This window comes from Dolichospermum sp. LEGE 00240 (assembly GCF_015207875.1).
Lineage (GTDB): Bacteria > Cyanobacteriota > Cyanobacteriia > Cyanobacteriales > Nostocaceae > Dolichospermum > Dolichospermum gracile.
Map to the genome: position 1 here is coordinate 22091 of NZ_JADEVZ010000010.1, position 24991 is coordinate 47081.

General features: G+C 40.8%; 24 protein-coding genes and 1 tRNA gene. 8 read left to right on the forward strand and 17 right to left on the reverse strand.

Annotated features, from left to right (window positions below; all coding sequences use genetic code 11):
* Positions 1 to 101 precede the first annotated feature (101 nt).
* Positions 102 to 299: a hypothetical protein gene (locus tag IQ226_RS05215; protein WP_193892950.1), complete on the reverse strand. Its 198-nt coding sequence runs from the start codon at positions 297 to 299 to the stop codon at positions 102 to 104.
* 142 nt (positions 300 to 441) lie between these two features.
* On the opposite strand from IQ226_RS05215, the gene IQ226_RS05220 reads away from it, so the two are divergent.
* The 3 genes from IQ226_RS05220 to IQ226_RS05230 all read left to right on the forward strand — a co-directional run bounded on the left by IQ226_RS05220 (position 442) and on the right by IQ226_RS05230 (position 4141).
* On the forward strand, positions 442 to 897 hold the full coding sequence (locus IQ226_RS05220) for a hypothetical protein (RefSeq protein WP_193892953.1): 456 nt from the start codon (positions 442 to 444) through the stop codon (positions 895 to 897).
* Between the two features lie 1448 nt (positions 898 to 2345).
* A complete protein-coding gene (locus IQ226_RS05225; RefSeq protein WP_228039254.1) occupies positions 2346 to 3020 on the forward strand; it encodes an AMIN domain-containing protein in 675 nt (224 codons plus the stop codon).
* A gap of 392 nt (positions 3021 to 3412) precedes the next feature.
* Positions 3413 to 4141 carry a Bax inhibitor-1 family protein gene (locus tag IQ226_RS05230; RefSeq protein WP_027401791.1) on the forward strand — a complete coding sequence of 243 codons (729 nt, stop codon included), beginning with the start codon at positions 3413 to 3415 and terminating at the stop codon, positions 4139 to 4141.
* 116 nt (positions 4142 to 4257) lie between these two features.
* Here the strand turns inward: IQ226_RS05230 and IQ226_RS05235 are convergent, their stop codons facing one another.
* The 4 genes from IQ226_RS05235 to IQ226_RS05250 form a co-directional block, all read right to left on the reverse strand.
* Positions 4258 to 4800: a DUF3172 domain-containing protein gene (locus IQ226_RS05235; RefSeq protein WP_027401792.1), complete on the reverse strand. Its 543-nt coding sequence runs from the start codon at positions 4798 to 4800 to the stop codon at positions 4258 to 4260.
* A 162-nt stretch (positions 4801 to 4962) separates the two neighbouring features.
* Positions 4963 to 6039: a fatty acid desaturase gene (locus IQ226_RS05240; RefSeq protein WP_193892957.1), complete on the reverse strand. Its 1077-nt coding sequence runs from the start codon at positions 6037 to 6039 to the stop codon at positions 4963 to 4965.
* A 197-nt stretch (positions 6040 to 6236) separates the two neighbouring features.
* Positions 6237 to 7295, reverse strand: a complete 1059-nt coding sequence (locus IQ226_RS05245) for a fatty acid desaturase (protein WP_193892958.1) — start codon at positions 7293 to 7295, stop codon at positions 6237 to 6239.
* Between the two features lie 229 nt (positions 7296 to 7524).
* Entirely contained in the window at positions 7525 to 8340 is an 816-nt protein-coding gene (locus IQ226_RS05250) for an acyl-CoA desaturase (protein WP_193892960.1), read from the reverse strand.
* 86 nt (positions 8341 to 8426) lie between these two features.
* Between IQ226_RS05250 and IQ226_RS05255 the strand changes: the two genes are divergently transcribed.
* Both IQ226_RS05255 and IQ226_RS05260 read left to right on the forward strand, forming a co-directional pair.
* Entirely contained in the window at positions 8427 to 9659 is a 1233-nt protein-coding gene (locus tag IQ226_RS05255) for a methionine gamma-lyase family protein (RefSeq protein WP_193893051.1), read from the forward strand.
* 42 nt (positions 9660 to 9701) lie between these two features.
* Positions 9702 to 10076: a GxxExxY protein gene (locus tag IQ226_RS05260; protein ID WP_193892962.1), complete on the forward strand. Its 375-nt coding sequence runs from the start codon at positions 9702 to 9704 to the stop codon at positions 10074 to 10076.
* A 55-nt stretch (positions 10077 to 10131) separates the two neighbouring features.
* On the opposite strand, the gene IQ226_RS05265 is transcribed toward IQ226_RS05260, so the two are convergent.
* Complete coding sequence (locus IQ226_RS05265) at positions 10132 to 11325, reverse strand: Coenzyme F420 hydrogenase/dehydrogenase, beta subunit C-terminal domain (RefSeq protein WP_193892965.1); 1194 nt, start codon at positions 11323 to 11325, stop codon at positions 10132 to 10134.
* Positions 11326 to 11719: 394 nt separating this feature from the next.
* On the opposite strand from IQ226_RS05265, the gene IQ226_RS05270 reads away from it, so the two are divergent.
* Together IQ226_RS05270 and IQ226_RS05275 are read left to right on the forward strand one after the other, a co-directional pair.
* Positions 11720 to 12277: a hypothetical protein gene (locus IQ226_RS05270; protein ID WP_193892968.1), complete on the forward strand. Its 558-nt coding sequence runs from the start codon at positions 11720 to 11722 to the stop codon at positions 12275 to 12277.
* A gap of 121 nt (positions 12278 to 12398) precedes the next feature.
* On the forward strand, positions 12399 to 12596 hold the full coding sequence (locus IQ226_RS05275) for an HNH endonuclease (RefSeq protein WP_193893053.1): 198 nt from the start codon (positions 12399 to 12401) through the stop codon (positions 12594 to 12596).
* Positions 12597 to 13402: 806 nt separating this feature from the next.
* Here IQ226_RS05275 and IQ226_RS05280 read toward each other — a convergent pair.
* The 9 genes from IQ226_RS05280 to nuoH all read right to left on the reverse strand — a co-directional run bounded on the left by IQ226_RS05280 (position 13403) and on the right by nuoH (position 22638).
* A tRNA-Met gene (locus tag IQ226_RS05280) sits at positions 13403 to 13476 on the reverse strand.
* Between the two features lie 145 nt (positions 13477 to 13621).
* Positions 13622 to 15985, reverse strand: a complete 2364-nt coding sequence (locus tag IQ226_RS05285) for a peptidoglycan DD-metalloendopeptidase family protein (protein ID WP_193892971.1) — start codon at positions 15983 to 15985, stop codon at positions 13622 to 13624.
* A 768-nt stretch (positions 15986 to 16753) separates the two neighbouring features.
* On the reverse strand, positions 16754 to 17215 hold the full coding sequence (locus IQ226_RS05290) for a tRNA (cytidine(34)-2'-O)-methyltransferase (RefSeq protein ID WP_193892974.1): 462 nt from the start codon (positions 17213 to 17215) through the stop codon (positions 16754 to 16756).
* Positions 17216 to 17458: 243 nt separating this feature from the next.
* Complete coding sequence (gene gshA, locus IQ226_RS05295; RefSeq protein WP_193892978.1) at positions 17459 to 18598, reverse strand: glutamate--cysteine ligase; 1140 nt, start codon at positions 18596 to 18598, stop codon at positions 17459 to 17461.
* A 255-nt stretch (positions 18599 to 18853) separates the two neighbouring features.
* On the reverse strand, positions 18854 to 19774 hold the full coding sequence (locus tag IQ226_RS05300; RefSeq protein ID WP_193892980.1) for an NAD(+) kinase: 921 nt from the start codon (positions 19772 to 19774) through the stop codon (positions 18854 to 18856).
* Positions 19775 to 19780: 6 nt separating this feature from the next.
* Positions 19781 to 20086, reverse strand: a complete 306-nt coding sequence (gene nuoK, locus IQ226_RS05305; protein ID WP_015080280.1) for an NADH-quinone oxidoreductase subunit NuoK — start codon at positions 20084 to 20086, stop codon at positions 19781 to 19783.
* Positions 20087 to 20119: 33 nt separating this feature from the next.
* On the reverse strand, positions 20120 to 20731 hold the full coding sequence (locus IQ226_RS05310; RefSeq protein ID WP_193892983.1) for an NADH-quinone oxidoreductase subunit J: 612 nt from the start codon (positions 20729 to 20731) through the stop codon (positions 20120 to 20122).
* Positions 20732 to 20820: 89 nt separating this feature from the next.
* Positions 20821 to 21402: an NAD(P)H-quinone oxidoreductase subunit I gene (gene ndhI / locus IQ226_RS05315; RefSeq protein WP_096670315.1), complete on the reverse strand. Its 582-nt coding sequence runs from the start codon at positions 21400 to 21402 to the stop codon at positions 20821 to 20823.
* Between the two features lie 117 nt (positions 21403 to 21519).
* Positions 21520 to 22638, reverse strand: a complete 1119-nt coding sequence (gene nuoH, locus IQ226_RS05320; RefSeq protein ID WP_168643844.1) for an NADH-quinone oxidoreductase subunit NuoH — start codon at positions 22636 to 22638, stop codon at positions 21520 to 21522.
* Between the two features lie 35 nt (positions 22639 to 22673).
* Here nuoH and IQ226_RS05325 point away from each other — a divergent pair, with 35 nt between their 5' ends.
* Positions 22674 to 22868, forward strand: coding sequence for a hypothetical protein (locus IQ226_RS05325; protein WP_193892986.1), 195 nt, complete (start codon positions 22674 to 22676; stop codon positions 22866 to 22868).
* Between the two features lie 360 nt (positions 22869 to 23228).
* Here IQ226_RS05325 and IQ226_RS05330 read toward each other — a convergent pair whose 3' ends face one another.
* Together IQ226_RS05330 and sixA are read right to left on the reverse strand one after the other, a co-directional pair.
* Positions 23229 to 24365, reverse strand: a complete 1137-nt coding sequence (locus tag IQ226_RS05330) for a citrate synthase (RefSeq protein ID WP_193892989.1) — start codon at positions 24363 to 24365, stop codon at positions 23229 to 23231.
* 87 nt (positions 24366 to 24452) lie between these two features.
* Positions 24453 to 24947: a phosphohistidine phosphatase SixA gene (gene sixA / locus IQ226_RS05335; RefSeq protein ID WP_193892992.1), complete on the reverse strand. Its 495-nt coding sequence runs from the start codon at positions 24945 to 24947 to the stop codon at positions 24453 to 24455.
* Positions 24948 to 24991: the final 44 nt, after the last annotated feature.

Here is a 24991-nt window from a genome sequence, read left to right on the forward strand (position 1 = left end):
CATAGCTATACTCAAAACGGCTTGATTGTTTGATTCTAAACGTAGGGGTTTAGCACTGCTAAACCCCTACACATCTGGGTTTTTTGTCATTTGGCAAAAGTTTAAATAAATATTTTTGTCCAATTACTTACTCCCACTAATGATAATGTAGGGAACTTTAATGTTAAGGCGATCGCTACAGATAAAGCCGGAACATCTGCTAATGATATTTTTGCGATCGCAGTCGAAAAAATCATTGATAACCAATCTACAACTGTAGGAACTCCAGGAACTCCAGGAGATGATAAATTAATTGCCACTCCTGGTAGTCAATTCGATGGTCAAAACAATATTGTATTTACAGGTGCAGGTAAAGATGAGGTAGACCTGTCCACTGTATCTGTTTTTCCCAACTCAGGTAACAATATCGTTGATCTGGGTAGCGGTGAAGATACAATTTTTGTGAATAAAGGCGATCGCACTTTTGGTAGTGATGGTAATGACACCTTTGATGCGAGAGATGGACAAGGTGGCAACCGCATATCTGGTGGTGTGGGTGATGATACCTTCTACTTGGGTAGCAATGACCGCGCTTTGGGTGGTGATGGTAAAGATATCTTCAGAGTTAGTCTTGGTGGTGGTAACTTAATTTCCGGTGGTGCTGGTACTGACCAATTCTGGATTGTCAATGCTGAATTACCCTCTTCGGCTAATACCGTGCTTGACTTCCAACTTGGTACTGATGTCATTGGTATTCAAGGTGCTGTCAGTTTAGGTATTACTACATCCACACTCAAGTTAAATCAAGTTGGTGCTGATACTGCGATTGTCTTCAACAATCAAACTTTAGCGACTCTGACTGGGATTCAAGCCAGTGGTTTGAGTTTGACAGATTCTAAACAGTTTGTCTTTGCTTAGAATCTAATTCTCCCATAGGGGTTTAGCGCGATGGGTTAAGCCCCTGATTGGGCAAAATACTTGATAATGTTGGGTTTCGTTCCGATTGCTCCGCGTTCACGCAGTGTCCCGCAGGGATACGTTTACGTTCCACAACCGAACCTAGCATATAACCCACATTCAGTAGGTAATTTAAGAAAAAAAATAATATCGGTGACAAAATGGACTAAAGAACTGTAAAATCAGTTTTTGTCTAGTGTGTTAATTCTGAATCCCTTATCCCATAAGACTTCATGCACAAAATATGTCGCCATATTTTTACGAGAAAGTTCATGGAACAGATGTTTTCGGTGTAAACTACGGTAACACCAATAATTTTTCGGACAATCCCTCCAAAAATACACAGAATTAACACACTAGGTTTTGTCCTTTGATGTGATTCCTACAGCGAGTGAAGCGAACTGCTTGCAGCAGCGCTTCGCTATCGCTCAATTTCCCTCAAGAATTTAGTAGGGGCGATCGCCACCAATTAACCACCGAATCCTTCATCCTGTAAATCCTGATTCAGACAAATTCCCACAGCGATCGCTCATCATTAATTATCCTCAAATTAACAACCTTATTTTGGTGCGATTAGAGTTATTTCAGATCCCCGACTTCTTAGAGAAGTCGGGGATCTAGGGATCTAGGGACAGCGATCGCCACCAATTAACCACCGAATCCTTCATCCTGTAAATCCTGATTCAGACAAATTCCCACAGCGATCGCTACCAATTATACTAAACACGGGTGAGATTTAAACTTTTGCCAAATGACAAAGAACCCAGATGTGCAGGGGTAAAGCAAGAGCTTCATAGGTGTCAACTTAAGCTCAAATCCCTACCACATCTCGTTCCTAGTCTCTGACTAGGAATGCAGTTGATGAGGCTCTGCCTCTAATATATCATTGAAGGCAGAGCCTTCTAGAATTCATTCCCAGTCAGAGACTGGGAATCAGACGACTTGAGTTCTTTGCGGGATAGATGTTTTACGTTAAGTTGACACCAATAAGCTTTTGCTTTACCCCTACGTTTAGAATCAAACAATCAAGCCGTTTTGAGTATAATCACCGTCAAATTAGCAACCTCATCTGCAAACATATCCCTCATCCTGTAAATCCTGAAATCCTGGAAATCCTGATTCAGACAATTAATCACCATCAAATTAGCAACCTCATCTGCAAACAGATCCCTCATCCTGTAAATCCTGAAATCCTGGAAATCCTGATTCAGACAATTAATCACCGTCAAATTACCAACCTCATCTACAAACAGATCCCTCATCCTGTAAATCCTGAAATCCTGTAAATCCTTAAAATCCTGATATGGCTTGCGCCACGCTACGCTATCAGACAATTTAATTACCGTCACGTCAATTTTTCTAATCTTGCGTAGTCTATGCTAAATATCCCAACCCCAAACAACCAAATTATGAAAACTAGAACTAATAAAATTCTTCTATCTATCAGGGTAAGCTTATTTGGCTTGATTGCTTTCACTCCTAGCATCAGTATTGCCCAACCAATCGCACAACTTAACAACTGGGAATTTCACCCCAAGTCCCAGCAATTAAAAATTAGTCTCTCCGCAACTGCAACACCCCAATATTTCCAACTAATGCAACCACCACGAATAGTTCTCGATTTACCTAACACCAAATTGGGTAAAGTCATTACTAAAAAAGAATATTCAGGCGCAATTCAGAGAATTCGTATTTCTCAACTTAACCCCAATATGACCCGCATAGTCCTTGATATCGCACCAGGAACCAAATTCCAACCCAACCAAGTACAACTTCAACCTCTTTCTCGACAAAAACCCACGCGCTGGATATTCAATCCTCATCTTACCTTTTCTCCAGCCAACAGTCTCTTAACCACACCCTCCACTACCCTACCACCATCCACAAATCTCACCACTAACTCCCAACAACCCTTAATCACAGTCCCACCCCTAAATTCTCAAAACCCATCACCCATAATCAATTCCCCCCTTCCTCCCGCAATGTTGCCCACACCTGAAGAAAACAAAAACAGTTCCCCAAATAACCCTAAAGAAATTCCCATTATTGAATTTGGTCAACCTTTACCCAGCCAAAAATTTTAGATTTAGGGACTTCCAAGAAATAAATTATCCTGATTAACGAACCACGGAGGCGCAGAGGACACAGAGGAATAAGGGTTTGAGAGATTTTTGCGTTAGGTGGTTTATCGGTTGTCAAGAGATTGCTTCCTTTCACTCGCAATGACAACTCATGCAGCACAGGTTTATTAGAGACTTCCAATCAAAAAAATATCCCAAAATTTCTTGTGGTGCGGGACGAATTGCCCGCTAATCATCAAGGACGGGCAAGGATGCCCATCCCACAAAATTGGGTAATTTATTTTTTGGTGTTCTCTTACAGATTTATCTACTGGTTTCTCAACCCAAAAATTTGTAACAATAGAAATCAGCAGGTTATTTTCCTCAGTTCCAATATTTTTTGGTAGTTTTTAGACATGAGTAATACCAGTAATTTTCGTGAAGCTTTCCGTGAGGCGAGAACTCATGGAATCGTTGGACCTAATGTCATCGCTAACGCCCTCCCCTATGTCGGTGGTGGATTGGTGCTGACAGCATTGGGAACTTATGGTGGTTTAGGCATTATCCGCACTAATCCCGGACTCTTTTTTCCTACCTTAATTGGGGCGGTAATTCTCGAATTAATTTTGTTCTTCGTTGCCCAAAATGTCGCATCCAAAGGTAACAAAGCCCTAGCGTTACCCCTATTGGGTATTTACAGTCTATTATCTGGATACACCCTGAGTGGCTTGGTATTTGTGGCTTTGAGAACCCAAGGGGTAGGTATTCAAGGTATTGGTATTGCTGCTCTGAGTTGTGGAATTACCTTCATTGCTGCCCGAAAAATCGGTTCTAACCTTTCGGAAGCAGATGGGATGGCGTTAACAAAAACCATTAGTTTGGGCATTGTTGCCTTATTAGTGGTTTGTCTTCTCCAATTTGTTTTTGCCTTGTTTGGTGTTTACACACCCAGTTGGTTAGAAATCGGCATCTCTGGTTTGGGTGTATTTCTCTTCGCTGGAGCATCAGTAGTTGATTTCTACATCTTGCCTCGCACTTATCGCAATGATGAATATTTGCCAGCGGCTTTGTCAATGTACCTTACCTACATCAACTTATTCGTCTTTATCTTACGCTTGCTTATTGCTATCAATGGTCGTGATTAAGTATATTTAGGCAGAGAAAACTCAAACTTGTCAGGAAAGAGGAAAAGGGAAAAGGGAAAGAAAAATCTTTAACCTTCTTCCTCCTGACTCGGTGACTCCTGACTCGGTGACTATATTTAAAATCTTTCCGTATCTTGAGGACTTCCCACAGCCCCCGGTTGAGATAAAAAGAAATTTTGAGCCGATTCATTTTGATAAATACATCTAATATCTGGCTTTTCACTATTTAAGTCCCCTGTAAACCCAAAGGTATTGAGACGATTCTTACATTCTCGCACCTGATCTGAAGTTACTAGTTTTTTATTTTCTAAAATAGCCCAGTTATTTTGACGAATTACACATCCAGGGCGGATATTCGGCTGGGCAACAAAGACATTAAAGGGATTAAGAGTTACAAAGAGTCTGGCATCCATCACCATTGCACTAGATCCATACTGCACACAAATCTCAGGATTTGGCGCTCTAGTATCAATAAACTCACGGGAAGCCACATTTGATGAACTCAATGTAGTTGTCGAACTAAACGCAATCCCAATCCCAATTCCCAAAATCAGCACCGCCCCAAAAATGGCAATGGTGACGAAGTTAAACACCGGGGATTGGAACATAGAGGGTTTAGACGGATTAGTTGGTCTATTATTAGCAGATTTACGTCTCATTTTCGCTTTATTACCTTCGTCCCAAGAGTGGTTTTTTAATTTCTCCCTTATTCAGTATGCCGATCCTTGAGAATAATTATCCCCTATTTTCACTTTTAAGGAAAATTTAAAATAAAAAAAAGCCCGCATTAGCGGACTTCCTAGATTTAAAAAATCTACCGACTATTTTGCATTCTGACTCTTAGAAGTGTAATAAACCTTACTACCTATATCTGGAACAAAATGACAACCAATAGCGGAATTCCACAAAGACTTCCAAACTGGTTCTTTGGATTCATGGAAATACTCACCCATAATTGGTTTAATTGCCTCAGTCGCTTTCAACAAATTGTAATGAGGCATATTCAAGAAAATGTGGTGAGCAACATGAGTACCGATATCATGATGAATGTGGTTAAAAATCCCATAATCTCGGTCAACACTAGAAATTGCCCCTTTCAGGAAAGTCCATTCTTCCCCACGATACCAAGGAATTCCGGGTTCAGTGTGGTGTAAGAAAGTCACTAAATCCAACCAAATGATAAAGACGATGTAAGGTCCAGCGTAGTATTTTAACAACCACATCCAACCATATTGATAAGTGAATAAACCTAACACAGCCACCATACTAATCCAAAGGGTGGTGCTGGTGATAATGTCCCATTTTTCTGAAGGCTTAAACAGCGGGCTGCTGGGTGAAAAGTGAGAACCTTCTTTACCAGGAGAACGCTTGAATAAATACACTGGATAAGCCAATAAGAACAGATAAAAACGCCCTATTCTTTGCGCTAAAGGCATCTCATCATACTCTGATTCAGAGACAGGATACCAGCTTTCATCATTCTCCAAACTGCCTGTATTTTTGTGGTGAGTTCTGTGGCTAATTCTCCAACCATGATAAGGAACAAGAATGAAAGTATGGGTAATATGACCAACTAGATCATTTAACCACTTATGCTTAGAAAAAGATTGGTGTCCGCAGTCATGACCAACTACAAACAAAGCCCAAAACATCGTTCCTTGCATTACCCAAAAAATTGGCCAGAAATACCAAGAATCTAGGTAATTGGCAACTGCATACAGCAGTCCCACAATCAGAACATCACGGAAGAAATAATAAAGCGATTTAGTCACACTAGGCTGAAAACATTCAGCGGGAATAGCAGCTTTTAAATCCTGAAGAGTAAAGGGTAATTTCTCTTGACTTTCAGCAGATTCAGAACTAGGGTTTTGATTGAACTGGATTGTATCTAATTGCACTGGATTGGTTGATTGTAAATTATCAATTAACTGTGAGGTAATATTTAGTTACCACTGGAATTTAAACGAAGAGATATAGGCAATTTTCCTCAACATTCTTAAATGTGGTTAATTGCCAAACTAAAAGAATTTGTAATGAAATTTAGAAGCAATTAATTAATTAATTCATCTTTTCTAAATTCATCACTTATTCCTAATTATTTCGCCGCCCGGTATGCGTTAAAAGTAGTATAACCAATATCAGTTTTGTAGAGTTGACATTGATTAGTGATTTCTTTCATCAAATTCCAAGAGAACTTATATTCATCATGGAGATAAGGTCCCCAATTTTCTTTGATGCTACTGTAAGCCAACCGTAAATTATAGGAAGGAATAGCAGTAGAAATATGATGGGGAACATGAACATTAATATCGTGACAAAGAACTTCTACCCACTGAGGGTAATCACAATGAATTGTCCCAAATAACTGTGCTAAGGCTTCATTCCATTTATCAGCAGTTGAAAAAGGAACATCGGGAAGAGTGTGGTGAACAATGGTAAAGGTACTCATCCAGAAATGGTAAACCATCCAGGGAATAAACCAGAATTTAATAAAACCCCAAACACCAGTTGTAATAATTAGACTTGGGAAAACAATAGCGGCAAAAGCAACTACTACAGCCACAGAAAGTTTGACACTAGCTTGGTCTTTTTTCTGGAAATTGCGCCAGTCAAAATGCACCACTGCCCAATGACCAATAGAACCTACCCACCAGAGGCGTTTAGTTATGAACAACTCAAAGGCAAATTGTCTATTTTTAGACCAGCCTGCAAAAACTTCTGTTCTAATAGGATGCCAAGCGTTGTCTTCGTCCAGCTTGTTAGTATGTTTATGGTGATGATTATGTTTAATGCGCCAGCTATGAAAAGGGTAAATTAAGAACATCATGAAAAAATGTCCCACTAAATCATTTACCCAGCGACGGTCGGCAAATGAACGATGACCACAATCGTGACCAATAACAAAAAAACCTGTTAAAGCAGTTCCTGTAAAAATCCAAGCCAGGGGTAAAAGAAACCAAGGGGAAATTGCGATGAAATAATAGCCCAATGCAGCCATAGATAGACTGAGAACTACAGTTGTCCACGCTTTGCGGCTATTTTTCTGAAAACATTCTTTGGGCAGACTTTTGATAACATGCTTTAGTTTGATTTGGTCTTTGCCCAGGTCTGTGGAGACCGCTATTTCCTGGCTTTTGATGATTGATGTAGTCATGAATACCTGAAAAACAACAGACTGCAACACAACGTTACTAAAAAACGTAACTTGCTGCAAAGTTTTGTAACATTAATTTCTGAGATTATAGCAACCTAAGAACAACTTAGGATAGATATTCAGCAATTAAAAATTTCAAATTAAAAATTGCTTTATTTACACACAAAAAGTCAATAGCTTCCAGTCAAAAATTGACTATAAGACTATTGACTTTGAGCAATAAATATGCTTATGCTTTTTTCTCTGCCAGCTTTACGTTTGTTGCTAGACCTAGTAATTGTAACAACTGAATAGTCATCCAAGTCATATCAATTTCCCACCATTCCAAACCATGACGGGCAGAATATTGAAAAGCATGGTGGTTATTGTGCCAACCTTCACCAAATACGAGAATAGCAACCCACCAACAATTAGTTGATCTATCACCAGATTCATAAGTGCGGTATCCAAATTTATGAGTAGCACTATTTACCAACCAAGTGCAGTGATAAACCCAAATAATCCGCACAAAAATTCCCCAAACTACCATTGGCCAGCCGCCTAAGAAATATAAGACTACGCCCAGAGCAATTTGTAAGAAAATGAAATTTTTCTGTAAAAACTGATAAACTGGGTCATCAATAATGTCTTTAGTGAAGCGAGGAACTTGATCGTGAGCGGGAGCAAAATGAATCATCCAACCGATATGACTCCACCAGAAACCTTGATTTGAATCATGGGGATCAGATTCAGTATCAGAATGTAAGTGGTGAATCCGATGTGTACCCACCCATTCAATTGGACCACCTTCACAAGATAGTGTCCCAAAAATCACCAAGATATACTCTAACCATTTGGGTGTTTGAAAGCTACGGTGAGTAACAAGGCGGTGATATCCCAAAGTAATACCTAAACCTCCAGTCACCCAGTAGAGCAATAAAGCCACACCAACTGCCTGCCAGCTAAAATTGCTAGGAATCAAGGCAAATAGAGCGCCGACGTGCAAGCCAATGAAAAATAGGGTATTAACCCAGTTAATGTGAGGTTTAGAAGTAGCAATTGTCATGCAGTAACCTGAATAGAAATTGTTCAGCCTAGTCTGCGCGATCCTAAAATCCGCATATCTATTTTATGTTTTTGAATGAGGAAATGATGAACAGCTTTGAACGGCTGCGGGAAGCAGAACAGGCGCTATTAGAAATTTTTTCTGGTATTGACGCTCAGGTCAAGCATAATCTTAAACGAGTATTAGATGCCTTTCGTCATCACCGGGTAGGCGCACACCATTTTGCGGGCGTAAGTGGCTACGGACACGATGATTTAGGACGAGAAACCTTAGATAAAGTTTTTGCCCAAGTGATGGGTGCTGAAGCTGCGGTGGTGCGAGTGCAGTTTGTTTCGGGAACTCATGCGATCGCTTGTGCGCTGTACGGTGTTCTTCGTCCTGGGGATGAAATGTTAGCAGTAGTCGGTTCTCCCTACGATACTTTGGAAGAGGTGATTGGCTTGAGAGGACAAGGCCAAGGTTCTCTTATTGATTTTGGCATAAAATACCGCCAATTGGAATTAACTGATCAAGGAAAAATAGATTGGCAAAACTTAAGCACTAGCATTACTGACAACACAAAGTTAGTATTGATTCAACGTTCCTGCGGATATTCATGGCGACCAAGCCTTTCCATAGCCGACATAGAGAAAATTGTTTACATAGTCAAACAGCAAAATCCTCACACAGTTTGTTTTGTGGACAACTGCTACGGCGAATTCATAGAAACCCAAGAACCAACCCATATTGGTGCTGACTTAATGGCTGGTTCATTGATTAAAAATCCTGGAGGTACAGTCGTGAGTGCAGGTGGTTATATAGCCGGACGAGCAGACCTAGTAGAAGCCGCCGCTTGTAGACTGACAGCCCCCGGAATTGGTAGCGAAGGCGGAGCAACCTTTGATCAAAATCGCCTCTTATTCCAAGGATTATTTTTAGCCCCGCAGATGGTAGGGGAAGCGATGAAAGGAACATACCTAACAGGTTATGTATTTGACAAACTAGGTTATCCAGTTAACCCCCCACCATTAGCGCCCAGAGGAGATGTGATTCAAGCCATTAAACTGGGTTCAGCCAAAAAACTGATCGCCTTCTGCAAAGCCATTCAACAACATTCACCCATCGGGTCTTATCTCGACCCCATACCCGACGATATGCCAGGCTACGAAAGCCAAGTAGTCATGGCTGGGGGGACATTTATCGAAGGGAGTACCTTGGAATTATCGGCAGATGGTCCATTGCGAGAACCTTATGTGGTTTATTGCCAAGGGGGGACTCATTGGACTCATGTATCTCTTGCTTTACAAGCGGCTATTGAGGCGGTGATAAATATAGAATAATCCTCACGCAAAGGCGCAAAGACGCAAAGGAAGAAGGTGGATATGAATGAGAATGAGATTGCAAAGGAAGTTGTTGATGCTGCGTATAAGATTCATACAAGGTTGGGACCAGGTTTGTTGGAATCTGTTTATCAGTCTGTTCTGGAATATGAGTTAGGAAAGCGAGGATTGGCGGTGAAAGCGGAGCAACCCATACCTGTAGTTTATGAAGATGTTCATCTGGAGGTAGGTTTTCGGGATTTAGTAGTTGAAAACAAAGTTATTATCGAACTTAAGTCCGTAGAAACAGTTCATACAGTACATAAAAAGCAACTACTAACTTACCTTCGTCTCGCTGATAAACGCCTTGGTTTACTCATCAACTTCGGATCATTCCTCATCAAAGATGGAATCTTCCGCATTGCCAACAACTTATAAAATCAGGACAAAGACGCTTCTTCCCTTTGCGTGTTTGCGCCTTTGCGTGAGACTCTTATTCCGGTAACTTATACTGCCCCACTATCCGCTTCGCAAACTCTGGTACATGAGATTCCAACTTCTCCCCATGATTCCGCTTCACATACAGATAATTTCTCGCAAAGTGGGAATCTATGGAAAATCTTGCATATTCCAGTCCTTTTGGGCCAATTTTATCTATGACTACTCCCATTAATTTGGCTGCCCACATGGGTAATGTCACTGCTTGATCATAAGCTGGGATGCTTTGCTGTACTGCTGGTTTCCGGTTTCCTTGGGACATGACTGGCTGGGTGTGCAGTTGGTCTTTGACGAGTTCTAACATTTCCTTGCCTGTATCGTTTCTGACGACTATCCATTGCCATTGGTAGGGTGCGCCCATATACCCAACGACGATATCAGCGAGGGAGTTGACGTAATCGAAGCAACTCATACATGATGGGGCGAAGATGTCTTTGAGGACGTTGGTTTTTAAGCCAAAGAAGGGGACTGTTTCTTCTGAACCGTCTTCGTGTTTGAAGTGGACTCGGAAGTCTTGCATAAATTCGTAGCTGACGACTGTTTCGGGGGAACGGCTGGTGGTTTCTAGGAATTTTTGCAGTCCGGCGCGGGTAACGTTATCTACGCATGGTGTACCGAGGACATAGAGTTTTTCTAGTCCGAGTTTTTTCTCGACGGCTCGTAATGCTTGGATTTGACAACCTACTCCGATGACTAATAACCTCTTCATTCCTGATTTTTCTATCTGTTCTAATACGGAGAGGTTGGGGGATAGGGTGGGTTTATTGACTTTGGCTGCTAGTATTTCTTCTGGGGTACGGGCGATGATGGGCATGGGTTGAAAGCGGTCTTCTTTGGTGTTTTGGACACAGACTACGCCTTCTACTAGGCCTCGATTGAGCATTTCTATGGCGATGCTGCTAACTATTCCTGTCCATTGTGCGCCTTCTATGGGTTCTTGTTTTCTGGCGGACATCATTTCTTGATGAACTCCAAAGTAAAGTTCATTTTCGTCTTCTAGGTTGCGGGGGCGGTTATGGGTGGTGGTTTCTAGTTCGTCTATTCTTTGGGTAATGAAGGCGCACGCTTCTTTGACGTAGTGAATGTAGTAGGTGTCGCATAGTCCGCATTCGCTACATAGTTCTTTGGCGGGGCGCACGCTTCCGGGTTTGAGGGCTTTGGCTTTTTTGTGGGATTCTATGGATGTCATTTATTTTGTTTATTTTTACTAAATATGGCTTTTATTACCTTACCGTTAGGGGATGTGATGTGGGTTGTTTGATTTGGGTAAGAGGTTTTTTTCACGCAGAAATGCGGAGGGGGTGAAGAGAGGAGGCAAATAATTACATAGCGATATTCTTAATTTTTAAATTACTGTTCAGTAAATATACTATTGTGATTATTAATAAGTTAATTGTTAAATTTAATATTATATTGATATTTAGCAAATACAAAAGCAATTTATGAGTCAGATATTCAATCGTATCAACAGATTGATTAAAATCGTGAAAAATTAATTTTTGAAAGAGTTTTACACCGTAAAGAAATTTATCGCTATTGTCCTAAATAGATACTATAGATACTTTGGTGATGACCGTGCAATTATGAAAATTAAACTACTTCCACACCCGACCTTTTTATTAACTGCTTCTCTCGCTTTACTGACATCTATCCAAACCCCAAAGGTTAACGCACAACCAGCAACATTTAACCTTGATTTTCTCAAATGTGTAGAATATTGTCGTCAATTACCCACAGATTATAAATATCGGAATTTCAAAATTACACAAAAACTAATTAATCAATTACACAAACGGAGTAATATCTGTCAAAAATTGACAGGTAAAAGTTTGTGTGCTGTTGCTAAATCTTATCAGTTTAAAGATGGTGTAATTTCTTTAAAAATTCAGGGTACTGAGGGTTCTCTTACAGATATTAAGTTTAATTCTGGTATCAGTTCACAAGAAGCTATGAGAATTGCCAGACAATCTTTTAATGATGGTAAATCTTTTGCAAAAGCAGAAATATTTAAAAACAGAACTGTTTTATATAGCAATCCTATTGATAATGATGAAGAAGCATTTTATTTAGATGAAACTTACCTAATTTTCAATTCTAAAAATCAGGTTAATAGAATTGTTTCCGTTGCAAATGCACCATAACTTTTGATTAATTTAAAATAATGATTTACATAACTAGGAATTCTTTTCTTAACTAAACCCAAACTAGTTACTGCTACAGATTCTTGGTTGGCATGACAAGAACTTTTAGGGATCGCGTCACATTTTTTTATCAGTTCGTTTTGCAGTTCTACAAAGAGATAATCATCAATGTGTTTCTTGTGGTAAAAGTCCACCAGTAGTTACCCTAGAAGTTGATCATGTTATCCCGTTTTCTAAAGGTGGTAATAACGATATCAATAACTTACAAACTCTTTGCTTTGAATGTAATCGTGGTAAAGGTATAAGGACGATGAAATAAATATTTCAGTTTTTATTAATAAACCCTTCGGTTAATTTATCGAGGGTTTTTTGCTTTTAATATATATCTTCCATTATCCCACAAAACCGACTGAGAATTAATTCTCAGCCTCATAGCAAAAGTCTGTTTTAACAGACTGAATAAATATTAATCTTCATTCAGCTTTAGCTAAATTTTGCTATTAGCCAAGAAATGAATTTATTAGTGGTGGTAATATCATGATGATTGTGGAAGATGTTAGATGAAAAAAGAGCGATCGCTTTCTCAAAAAAATATGCTAAATATAGCATAAAAAGGATATAAGTTAAGCCTAAATCTAATCATGATGCACGGATAATTGTCAAGGAATTTTAGAAAGGAAAGCCAAACAAAAAAGTAGCATTAGCATATATAAATTCTGATTTAGTACCCATAGCTGGCGAAACTATTGATTTTTCCAATGCAGTTTTTCCTCTGGAAAATAAGGAAAAAATCAAGATCTAATTTAAAAATACAAGTATTTATAAAAACTGGTTTTGCCGCTTCCTTTAACGTATGGTATATATTTTTTTGAAAAAATTAAAACCTTAAATCCAGTTGGAGTAGGGCTTTTAGGGATATTTTACCAAAAATATCATCAAGGGAGCGTAGAGCCAAGATTTTTTAGGAGGCTGGTACTGAGACTTGTATTTAATCAGAGTAGGAGCAAAGTTTCCTAACTATCCTTGGCTTAAATTGATAGTCCAGAAAGCCTCAAAACAAATATTCAGCCCCCAGTGACATAAATAACTGAAAGCTGAAACCCTTATATTTTGTATTGTTTTTAATGGCTCAGGTCAGATTTGAACTGACGACCCCAGGCTTATGAGTCCCGTACTCTAACCAACTGAGCTACTGAGCCACGTTGTTTTATCAACTTATATTAAGATAGCATACCAATTTGCATTTGACAACTATCAATTTCCAAATTTTTAATTTCAAAATAAAAGAGGGAGTTTACCTCCCTCAATTAACCAGAGAATCACTAAATTCCCAACCAGCGGGAATTAAATGCGATTGGGTAAGAAAGCGATAGGGTTAACAGCACCCTTTCCAGATGGATGAACTTCAAAGTGACTATGAGGTCCAGTGCTGAAACCAGTGCTACCCATAGCCGCGATTGTTTGACCTTGTTGCACTCTTTGACCACGTTGCACCAGGATTCGGCTGTTGTGTCCATAGCGAGTCAAGCTACCATCATCATGACGGATATCCACAACGTTACCGTAACCACCGCTGTTCCAGCCAGCCTTCTCAACGACACCAGCAGATGAAGCATAAATAGGTGTGCCGGTTGAGTTAGCAATATCAATCCCTCTGTGCATTCTTCCCCAGCGCGGGCCATAACCAGAGGTCAGAACTCCCTTAGCAGGCCAAATGTAGGTTGTGGTGGAAGAATTGCTTGGGAAACTGGGATTGTCTTCAGTGGTCTGAGGTAAGTGGATATCCACTGCTGCTATAGGTGGTAAAGCTGGAGAAACAGAAGTTCCTCGCAATTTTCCTAAAGAGTCAGAGGCACTAGTACGAGCAGGAGGTACTGTTAACTTAATGCCAGATGATTTGCGGGGAGAATTCCATCTAGCGCCAGTTTTGCTAGGTAGAAATTCTGGGTTAATTGGCTCGTTGGTGGGAGCGGATGCTGTTACTAGAGTCTTAAGCGGTTGATTGCTGTAGCTGGGCAATATTGCTTGAGGTACGGCAATCTGGATGGCATTTGCTTGAGATACGGTGGAGTTATTGGATGATTCAATAGCAACAGGTACAGACTGACTATTGTTTTCAGGGGCTGTAACAGCTACACCAGCTTGTTGAGCGCGGTATTTATAACGCAATCTCTCAATTTCTGCTTGCAAGCTGCGGATACGTTCATTACCTTTGGCTTTAGATACCTTTTGCACGGGTTTTTGTGAACCCTGCTTTTGGGAAAAAGTTCTTGGTAATGGAGCATCACCGCCTAAGCCGTAAGAGTTACTGGGAGTAGGTAGGGCTTTGGGAATAACAATAGGAATAGTAGGCTGCCCTTGGCTATCTGGGACTATTGGCGCAGGAACATTAATTCGGTTAGCGATACTAGGATAATTAGTCCGTTCTTGCTCTTGTGTCACCACTGGTACTGGGATAGCCACGCTATTGGTAGCCGGAGTTTCAATCTCTTCTAACTGCTCATTTATTCGTGGGGCAGGAATTGTTAAACTAGTATTGTTGGCAACAAATGATCTGGGGTTAAAACTGGGGCTGTTTAAAGAAGAATTATCTACCTGGCTAGAGGTTTCTAATATCTTATCCGCAGGAATAATTAACCTTTGATTAATTTGCAGTTGATTAGGATCACTCAGGTTGTTAGCTCTAACTAGCTCAGAAACCGAAGTACCGTAATTGTTAGCAATTTCTGCTAAGGTGTCTCCGGGCTTGACTTGATATGTTGAGGGAGACAATTGTGCGACAACTTTTGTTGACGATGATGCAGGCAGAGGTATGTGCTGTATCGTCGCACTTGTTTCTTTGCTCTGTTTCAACCGAGAAATCAGATCGGATTGTTTGAAATCAGTCAAGTTATCCGATTGTTCTGGCACGGATCTGTTAGCTACAGTGGTTGGCTGTGCTTCTTTAATACCAGTTTTTAATAAATCTTGAGTTTGTTCAGACCGTAAATCTGCCAAACTATTTCTTAACCGGGTTGATTTTTCCTGTAAGCGATTCAGGGCAAATTCCTGCTGTGCTTTTAATTGGGCATCAACATTACCGCCGGCTAACTCGCCTGCCGACAAATTTTGGGTACTGCCAGTAACCTCTTCCACTTTAGACAACTGTAATGCTGTCCCAGGCTGTTGGTCATTTGTTGGTAATGTCGCCTGAATTGGGTTATAGCTTACTCCCACTCCCGGCGCTAATTGTGAGTGAACAGAATCTCTGTCAACCGATTTGGCTGGGGAAATTACGTTGGATGCAGTGCCTTCGGCGGCTGTGCTGTTGGTTGCAACTTGCCATTTAGCTTCAAGCCCAGGTACTTGTGAAACTACTGTTGGTTCCAATATTACTGGATTTGCTAAAGCGCCTGCGAGTGAGACGGTTGGGGCTTCCAGTTTGGTGGCTGCAAATTTCATCTCAGTCTCGGAAACAGATGGATTTGTTGAAACTGCTTTTTGACTACCAACAGGAGCAGCTGCTTGGGCTTGATCGCTTTGTCGAGTCACCAAAAGGCTGGTTGCTCCCATGGATATCGCCAAGCCAATCATGGCTGCCCGATGAGTCCGCGCCCGGCGGGTCATTTTGGAATTGATCTCATAATTTGTTTGCTCTACCGGGGCATCATCGCTGCTGGGGGTATTTTTCAACACAGCCTTATCTCTTTTTTTCAATGCTCGTTTCAAAGACGACCTCCTAATAATCACTAGCGTTTAACTGATCTTGATTTTTAAGTTGGATATTAATAATTTATGATTGATATCACATTAAACCACATATCAAGATCACATTCACCAGAGACACTTACGCAAAATTAACGTGTTTCTCTGATTTAAACAAGTTCTACACTTTTGTAAACCCTAAAGTTTTTGGTGCTGTCTTGTCTAAGTCACTCCTCACAACCTAAAAATTTTCACTGTTGAGAGTCATCCTCACTCATTCTGCGGCAAAAAGACAGAACTAAACAAATATCATAACTTGCCTAGGTCTATTGTCTCTATTAGCTCATTATTTGGGATGATTTCTACAATAGCAATGATCCCGCTGTAGACGTTTTCAAGATTTTTTGACTAAATCCGTTTTATCAATACGAGACTTTACTTTTATTCTTCCCTAGAAAACAACCGTATACAACATCGGCAATTTTTGCATTATTTTGTTGTATTTCTGGATACAATGTTGTCCAATTCATTGAGAGTCAAGGTGTTTGGGAGTTTTGGCTTTTTTGAGTCATAGGCTGAGAATTAACTAAAATCTATCCTTGGTAGTTAGATCACCCTGAAAATATCTATACAAATTTCTTATGTCATGTTAGCAGGTTTTATCTGTATTTACCATGATTGATCTTTTGTTTATGTATTTTATACAACATTATTCTCAAGGGTTCTGGTATGATTGATTCTGATCAATATGTTTCTATCACATAATTCTAAATTTCTGTTGGTGAATATGAATTATTGTAAATAGCCCAACTGACGACGACATTCAAATAAACCTATAGCCACGCTGACTGATAGGTTCAAGCTCCTCACACCGGGTTCGTACATGGGAATATATAAGGTGGAGTTACAGGTGGAGAGAATGGGATCTGGTAATCCTGCTGTTTCACTGCCAAAGAGTAGCCAATCATCCGGTTGAAATTCAAAGTTAATGTAATTAAAATTACCACGAACGCTAAAACCTAAGCATCTACCTCCACGTTGTTTATGTACGTTTTGAAATGTTTCTATGGAATTATGATAATGGAATTTAACGTAAGGCCAATAATCTAATCCGGCTCGTTTGAGATAGCGATCGCTAATTTCAAATCCTAACGGACCAACTAGATGTAATTCCGTACCTGTAGCGGCACAAGTTCGGGCAATATTGCCAGTATTAGGAGGAATTTGTGGGTTGACTAAAACTATCTGGGGCATCTTTCTCAACTCTAAATTATATATTAGGGAATTTCTTGCTGTCTAAAAATCTACCAAAATGTAGAGGCGATATATAGTTTTTTTTAATATGTACGAAGTATTTCCCTGTGATTATTTTTTTAAATCATTCAGCAGGAGTCGGGAGTCAGAAGTTCGGAGTTCGGGAGTTCAGGAGGAAGAAGAAATAAGAATCGTTTTCACCAATGACCTCTTGCCTCTTGCCCCTTGCCCCTTGCCCCTTACCTATTGCCTCACAGATGAACATAGTTTGCTTTCTAGTTCGGCTTCCCGTTCTTGGGTGGCAATAATAGCTTGAGCAATTACACGCTGAATATCAACGCCTATTTTATGCAGTTGTAGCCATTGTTGAGCTTCGTTGCCTTCGCGCAGGATTTTTTGTAAAGGGGATAAGAAACAACTAAAGCCCTGTTGTTTGGCGATACTCCAAACTTCTTGATAGATTTGTGCTATCCAATCTCTAGCCAGGATACTGCTACCATCTTGCCATCGCTGTAATCTTGCATCCAGACTGTCAGTAGCGGCAGCCATTTCGTTGCTTCTGGTTAAGGTAATCAGTTCTTCGGGAGAAAATGGGCTTTGAGTTAAAGGATCAATACTGGGGTTGTCAATAATTTGGATTAACCGCGCTTCCAGCAGTGCTGTCATCGCTAACAAGGCAATAGGATCTGTCACTAAGTCACAAATTCGCAATTCTAAGCGATTGAGATCATAAGGTCGGCGATCGCCATTTGGACGCACTGATGTCCACAAATGCCGGACATTTTGCATTGTTCCAGCGGACAATTGTTCATTTACCCATTGAATATGATCAGCATGACTAGCAAATAAGGGAACATAATCAGGAGTTTGGGGAAATAATCCCCAGCGAGTGGAATGATAACCAGTGGTTTTACTATCCAGGAAAGGAGAAGAGGCACTCATAGCTAAAAATAGAGGTGCTTCCATTCTGATGACCCGACAGGCACGCATTAATACCTCTGGGTCACTGATACCAACATTGATATGGACGCTGGCTGTAACTACCTTTGTGCCATAGGTTTGTTCAATGTAATCATGATAGGGATTCGTGGGGTCAGAACGGAAAAAGCGTTGGCTTCCTTGCAAAGATAATGTGCTACCCGGTATCAAAGTATAATTATCTAAACCTTGGAGATAATCCCGCAATGTCTTTCTAGGACGCAATAAAGCACACAGCAAATTGTCATAATTAATATATGGCTGAGTTATGTACTCTACATTCCGGCTATCCGGTTCACGCATAAATCCATCTAAATCGGACATAATTTTGTCCGATAGTCCCACAATGTCACCTTGAGGTGTACCAGTGTACATCTCAATCTCAAAGCCTTTTAATAAGACCATATTATTCTCCAAAACTTCTTCTAATGTTCATAAATTGTATCTAATTAGACGATTTTTTGCATTTTTTGTGTAGATAGGGTTTGCTGAAAAATTACTTGAGATTTATAGATTGCCCAACAAAGACAGTCCCATTATTCTGAATAATGCCAGTAAGAGTAGACATAAAAAACCCCCAAATAAATTGCAATTGGGGGCGAAAATTGATTGAGAATTACGAGCGTGACAGGGTGAAAGTTTAGAAAATAAACATAAACATCAATTGCGGTGATTATTGTTGTAACGAACTCTCGTTCCCGCCCAAAGTAACTTCTCCCGCAATGTTTGATAATATGAATTATTTGCCCGTAAGACAATAAACTTAGCGCGACAATCAGCCATTCGCACATCAACACGATGTCCGGGCCAAATAGAAGTAGATAAAACACCATCCATCCAGAGTTTGGTGCTTAAATCATAATCGCCCAAAGGCCAAATACTAACCACCGAACCAGGGGGTAAAACCAGAGGACGACTAGAAAGACTCATGGGACAAATGGGAGTGATGGTAATTGCTTCCATCCCATCGTGAATAATTGGTCCGCTGGCAGAAACTGTATAGCCAGTAGAACCTGTAGGAGTAGAAATAATTAACCCATCTCCCACATATTGATCTACTATTTCACCATCAATTTCCATTTCCAGAATTGAGGTAATCATTCTGTCAGCAGAAGCGGGTTTGACACAAAACTCATTTAAAGCCAAGTAACTTTCAGTCACCGGTTCTAAATTTGAGCCAGTTCCTTCATATACCGCTGCTTGTAACATCATCCGCCGTTGGATGGCATAACGATCTTCTAACAGCCTGTCCCAAACTATTTCTGGATCTTGAAACTCATCTACTGACTCGGTTAAAAACCCCAAATGACCGCCTACATTGACTCCGAGAATGGGAATCCCGGCTGCTGCTAAATGCCTAGCGCCAGTTAAAACAGTACCATCACCACCGAGTACCAACGCTAAATCAATTGGTTGGTTAGCAGAGGCCAAAAAAACCGGGTAAGGGTTATCTTTTGGCCCACTAGGTCCCATCAATACTTGGCACTGGCGATTTTCTAGTTGTTTAGCACAGAGTTCAGCCCAGCGTTTACTCTGGGGATCTCGGGCTTTATAAGCAATGATTACCTGCTTGAGTTGCACTAACTATTACCACTTCAGAAGATTAAACTGCTCCATATCAACGGTATCGCGGTTGCGATAAATAGTCAGAACGATCGCTAAACCTACTGCTGCTTCTGCTGCTGCGACGGTAATCACGAAAACGGTAAAAACCTGACCTTTAATTAAGGTTGAATCAAGAAAGTTGGAAAATGCCATTAAATTTAGATTAACGGCATTTAGCAATAACTCAATTGACATGAGTACCCGCACTGCGTTCCGACTGGTAATTAAGCCATAAATCCCAATGCAGAACAAAGCGGCGGCTAGTAATAAAAAGTATTGGAGTTGCATGATTGTCAGTTGTCAGTTGTCAGTTGTCAGTTGTTAGTTGTCAGTGGTGCTACCAGTGGAGATGAGTTCTTTGGGGCGTTCTGGTAGGGTTAAAATTGTTTGTTGTAGTTCAGTGGTTGGTACTTGGTCAGGGAGATATTCCCGACGCGCCAAAATAATTGCGCCTACCATCGCTATTAGCAAAAGGACGGAAGCTAATTCAAAGGGTAGCAAAAAGTCGCTGAAGAAATGTTCGCCAATGACAACTATGGAATTTTGATTAACTACGGGATTGGTTGTATAAGCCCAAGGTGTAGCTAATACCATTGTACTTAACAGCGCAAATAGTCCAAAACTGACTAAAGCTGTAAATACTTTTCGTAATCCCGCACTAGGCAATGGTGAAAAATCCTGTCTTTTGTTTACCAACATGATGGCAAACAGAATTAAAACGTTAATTGCACCAACATAAATTAGGATTTGTGCTGATGCGACAAAATCACCATTTAGCAACAGGTACATTCCCGCCATGCTGATGAATACACCTCCCAGCAAAAAAGCGGAATAAACAATGTTAGAGAATAACACTACACCGAGTGCTGTCCCAATCATCATTACACCAAGAATGCCAAGTGATACAGACTGTACTCCTTCTGATAGATTCACTGTTTTCTGTCCTTAGTCAGTTGTTAGTTGTCAGTTGTCAGTTGTCAGTTGTAAATTATCTTTCCTAATGACTAATGACTAATAATTAATTATTTTTCTGTTTCTACTAGGTCTTCTGGACGAGAACCTGCACGGGGGGCATCGGCGGGGACTCCGTGAGGGTCCATTACGCCTTTAGGTAGGTAAACAAGTTCGCGGAGTGGTGTCACCATTGGATCGTTTGTAACTTTATAGGGTAAACGTCCCAGGGCTACGCTATCGTAGTTAAGTTCATGGCGATCGTAAGTGGCTAGTTCATATTCTTCTGTCATGGATAAACAGTTGGTGGGACAGTATTCCACACAATTGCCGCAGAAGATACAAACTCCAAAATCAATACTGTAGTGTTTGAGCTTTTTCTTTTTCGTGCCTTTGTCCATTTCCCAGTCAACGACAGGAAGATTAATGGGACAAACACGCACACAGACTTCACAAGCAATACACTTGTCAAATTCATAGTGAATGCGACCGCGAAATCTTTCACCAGGAATTAATTTTTCGTAGGGATATTGGACGGTAACAGGTCGCCGTCTCATGTGGTCAAAAGTTACAGATAATCCTTGACCAATGTAACGACCTGCTTGGACTGCTTCTTTGGCGTAATCACCAACTTGTTTGAGGAACTTTAACATTGTTTATGACTCTACTTTTGTCAGGTGATTGGTAATTGGTAATTGGTAATTGGTAATTGGTAGAATACTGATCCATTAGCCATTACCTATTAGCCATTACCCATTACCCCTTAGCCATTACCCACCGAAGGCGACGGGAAAGGCTAGTTTGAAGGCGGCGGTTAAGAGGAGATTTACCAAGCCTATTGGTAAGAGAAATTTCCATCCTAAGTCTAGCAATTGGTCAATCCGTACTCGTGGTACTGTCCAACGAATGAGGATGGCAAGAAATACTAGTAAGTAGGCTTTAATCACGGTCATGGTAATGCCTATCACCGCCGTGACTACCTGAATGGCTGGGTCACTTTCGCTGACTCCTAACCAACCAGTGATCATCTCCAGGGGGATAGGACAATGCCAACCACCAAGGTATAAAATTGCTACTAATAGGGCAGACAGTACCAGGTTGATGTAGGAACTGAGGTAAAAGAGGGCGAATTTCATGCCTGAATATTCGGTCTGATACCCTGCGACTAGTTCTTCTTCGGCTTCTGGTAAGTCAAAGGGGAGGCGCTCGCATTCTGCTAGGGCGGCTATCCAAAAGATTACGAAACCTAATGGTTGTCGCCAAATGTTCCAGCCGAGAATACCAAAGTTAGATTGCTGATTGACGATGTCAACGGTGCTAAGACTATTGGACATCATGGCGATCGCTAGTACACTCAGTGCCAAAGGGATTTCATAACTGATGGACTGCGCTGCTGCCCGCAACCCTCCCAACAATGCGTATTTATTATTAGAGGCATAACCTGCCATTAATAACCCAATGGGCTGAATACTGGATAAGGCAATCCATAAAAACACGCCCATGCCAACGTTAGCAATAATGATATTCTGTCCAAATGGCACAATTAAATAGGACAGAAATACTGGCAAAACGACAATAATTGGTCCGATGGTAAATAGCCAAGGATCGGCTTTGACGGGGATGATATCTTCCTTGAATACCAGTTTCAGACCATCTGCCACAGGCACTAATAATCCGAAGGGTCCTTGGTATTCAGGCCCAATCCGTTGCTGTGCCGCCGCGGAAATTTTCCGTTCTAGCCATGTGGCAACTAGAACACCTACTGTAGCCCCAATGAGCATCAACACCATTGGTAATGGCATCCATAGGGCTTTGGCCGCGCCTGGAGGTACGCCTAAGTCCTTGACAGATTGAATAAAAGTTCCTTGAAGGTCAATTCCTGGATTCATGTTTGCTGCTCTTTAAGTCAACGTTCTGATGAACAATGAAGGATGAAATTACTTACATCTTCATCTTTTGTCCTTCAGCTTTAGTAATAATCTCTGCTGAGATGATGCTCGATTGCAGTTCCATACCTTGGCCAAGTCATGAGTTTAGTATATCCTTGGATGGTTTTCTCCATGAGACTCCACAAGACAACTTCTACTTATGGTTGGGATTGGGAATTGATGATTGGTGAGTGGGGAAAATGGGCAAAAGTTTCGCCATTAAGTCATCAAACAAGACAAACTAGTACCGCAAGGCGGAAGTCAAAAGTCAAAAGTCAAAAGTCAAAACTAATACTGAGCAAGCTTTTTGGCGATTGATAATGGTTGATTTATTTACGCCGTGTTGTACTAGCCGCTTCCAGGTTAGCAACGGTTGTCTATTGTATCCAAATTGTCTGATTTTCTGCCCTTGGTTGCTGTTGTAAATTTGTCAATTGGAGGGAGTTGTGATTTTGGACTACAAGCCTCGATGGTAGATATGACAGTTATCAATCTGTCCATCGGAGGACTTGAATTGAACATCCAAAATCTAGAGTTGAGTTGTTTGTTAGTTAACGTTGGTCAATGGGAGTGTAAGCGACTTCATGACGACCGTTATAAATTTGGGTAGGACGGAAAATCCGGTTTTCTACCAGTTGTTCTTTCCAGTGTGCTAACCAACCAGCTACACGAGCGATCGCAAATACTGGTGTAAACAAGTCCGTAGGAATTCCCATCTTCCTATACACTAAACCGGAATAAAAGTCAACATTAGGATAAATCCCTTTGCCACCTAGTTTTTCCGAAACTACCCGTTCCATTTCTACGGCAATTTCATAGTATTCGTCGTAGCCAAATTTCTCAAACAACTGCTCTGCCAAGCCTTGTAAGATTGTCGCACGGGGATCTTTGACTTTGTAGACACGATGCCCAAAGCCCATAATTTTAGCTTTGCGTTTGAGAAGATCATCCACATAAGGGACAACATTCTCTACAGAACCGATCGCTTCCAACATCTGAATTACTTCTTCATTCGCTCCACCGTGCAATGGACCACCCAATGTACCTACAGCACTAGCAACGACAGCATAGGGATCAGTTAATGTAGAAGCTGTGACTCTTGCACTAAAGGTAGAAGCATTCATTGTATGCTCAACATGAAGAATTAAGCAGATATCAAAGATTTTGGCTGCTAAAGGATCAGGTTCTTTCTCGTTGAGCATATACAGGAAGTTAGCCGCATAGCCTAAATCATCTCTAGGCTTAACTGGGTCATTACCTTCTCGCATTAACTGGAATGCTGCTACCATTGTGGGAATAGTCGCTATTAAACGCACAGCCGCAGTCCGAATATAGACCGGATTATGTAAATCCCGACGAGAATAGAATAAACCTAAAGCAGCAGCCGAGGCTTGAAGTGCATCCATCGGATGACCACTTTCAGGGAAACATTTCATCATGTCCCGAATGCGGTATTTGATGCGTCTGTGGAAGAGAACTTCATGCTCAAATGCTTTTAGTTCTTCCTCGTTTGGTAATTCACCCCAAATCAACAGATATGCAGTTTCTAGGAATGTACTTTTTTCGGCTAATTCCTCAATCCTGATACCACGATATTCTAGAATTCCTTTCTGCCCGTCTACATAACTAATACTCGACTGGGCTGCGGGAATGCCTTCTAAACCAGGCTTGTATTCGCATACCGTCATGGCAACACCATTTACTTTGTAAAATATCTGCTCACGCTAACTCACCAGAGACTATTTTCACCACAATAATTGCAGATGCAACAACTATTACAGCAGGTACTTGGGTGGTGTCAACCAAAACATTTGACTACGACCCCAAGCTGAACCATCATCTGGTAGTTTTATTCCCATCATACCTGCTTTTTTGAGGATGAGGCTCTCTTTTGCTTCTCCCCACAGGAGAATTTCTGCCCAATGGCTTAAACTAGGCTCATGACCGACTAATGCTAGTTTGGTTTTCTGGGGATATTTTCTGGGTTGAAGCCATTCTTGCCACCAATTTTGAATATTACCATCAAAGCTCAGATGATCTGATGTTTCTAATTGGGAACTCAGTCCAGCCGCAATGAGTATTTCTGCTGTTTGATAAGCGCGAATTAGGGGACTAGTGAGAATGAGATCAAAGTGTAATTCTAGCTGTGCCAATCTTTGAGCGACTTTCTCGGTTTTTTGTCTTCCTTCTGGGGTGAGTTGTCGTTCTTCGTCTTTTAGTTGCGGTTGATGTTCTTCGGCGATACCATGACGAATTAAGTAGAGTTCCATGTTTTTAGTTGGGTGTTTTTATATTATTTTTGTTTCGCGCAAAG

Excerpts from the sequence above, each read along its gene's own strand:
- IQ226_RS05225 (WP_228039254.1), top strand. The coding sequence starts at position 2,346 with ATGAAAACTAGAACTAATAAAATTCTTCTATCTATCAGGGTAAGCTTA.
- IQ226_RS05230 (WP_027401791.1), top strand. The coding sequence starts at position 3,413 with ATGAGTAATACCAGTAATTTTCGTGAAGCTTTCCGTGAGGCGAGAACT.
- IQ226_RS05235 (WP_027401792.1), bottom strand. The coding sequence starts at position 4,800 with ATGAGACGTAAATCTGCTAATAATAGACCAACTAATCCGTCTAAACCC.
- IQ226_RS05245 (WP_193892958.1), bottom strand. The coding sequence starts at position 7,295 with ATGACTACATCAATCATCAAAAGCCAGGAAATAGCGGTCTCCACAGAC.
- IQ226_RS05250 (WP_193892960.1), bottom strand. The coding sequence starts at position 8,340 with ATGACAATTGCTACTTCTAAACCTCACATTAACTGGGTTAATACCCTA.
- IQ226_RS05255 (WP_193893051.1), top strand. The coding sequence starts at position 8,427 with ATGAACAGCTTTGAACGGCTGCGGGAAGCAGAACAGGCGCTATTAGAA.
- IQ226_RS05260 (WP_193892962.1), top strand. The coding sequence starts at position 9,702 with ATGAATGAGAATGAGATTGCAAAGGAAGTTGTTGATGCTGCGTATAAG.
- IQ226_RS05265 (WP_193892965.1), bottom strand. The coding sequence starts at position 11,325 with ATGACATCCATAGAATCCCACAAAAAAGCCAAAGCCCTCAAACCCGGA.
- IQ226_RS05270 (WP_193892968.1), top strand. The coding sequence starts at position 11,720 with ATGAAAATTAAACTACTTCCACACCCGACCTTTTTATTAACTGCTTCT.
- IQ226_RS05290 (WP_193892974.1), bottom strand. The coding sequence starts at position 17,215 with ATGCCCCAGATAGTTTTAGTCAACCCACAAATTCCTCCTAATACTGGC.
- gshA (WP_193892978.1), bottom strand. The coding sequence starts at position 18,598 with ATGGTCTTATTAAAAGGCTTTGAGATTGAGATGTACACTGGTACACCT.
- nuoK (WP_015080280.1), bottom strand. The coding sequence starts at position 20,086 with ATGCAACTCCAATACTTTTTATTACTAGCCGCCGCTTTGTTCTGCATT.
- ndhI (WP_096670315.1), bottom strand. The coding sequence starts at position 21,402 with ATGTTAAAGTTCCTCAAACAAGTTGGTGATTACGCCAAAGAAGCAGTC.
- nuoH (WP_168643844.1), bottom strand. The coding sequence starts at position 22,638 with ATGAATCCAGGAATTGACCTTCAAGGAACTTTTATTCAATCTGTCAAG.
- IQ226_RS05325 (WP_193892986.1), top strand. The coding sequence starts at position 22,674 with ATGAAGGATGAAATTACTTACATCTTCATCTTTTGTCCTTCAGCTTTA.
- IQ226_RS05330 (WP_193892989.1), bottom strand. The coding sequence starts at position 24,365 with ATGACGGTATGCGAATACAAGCCTGGTTTAGAAGGCATTCCCGCAGCC.
- sixA (WP_193892992.1), bottom strand. The coding sequence starts at position 24,947 with ATGGAACTCTACTTAATTCGTCATGGTATCGCCGAAGAACATCAACCG.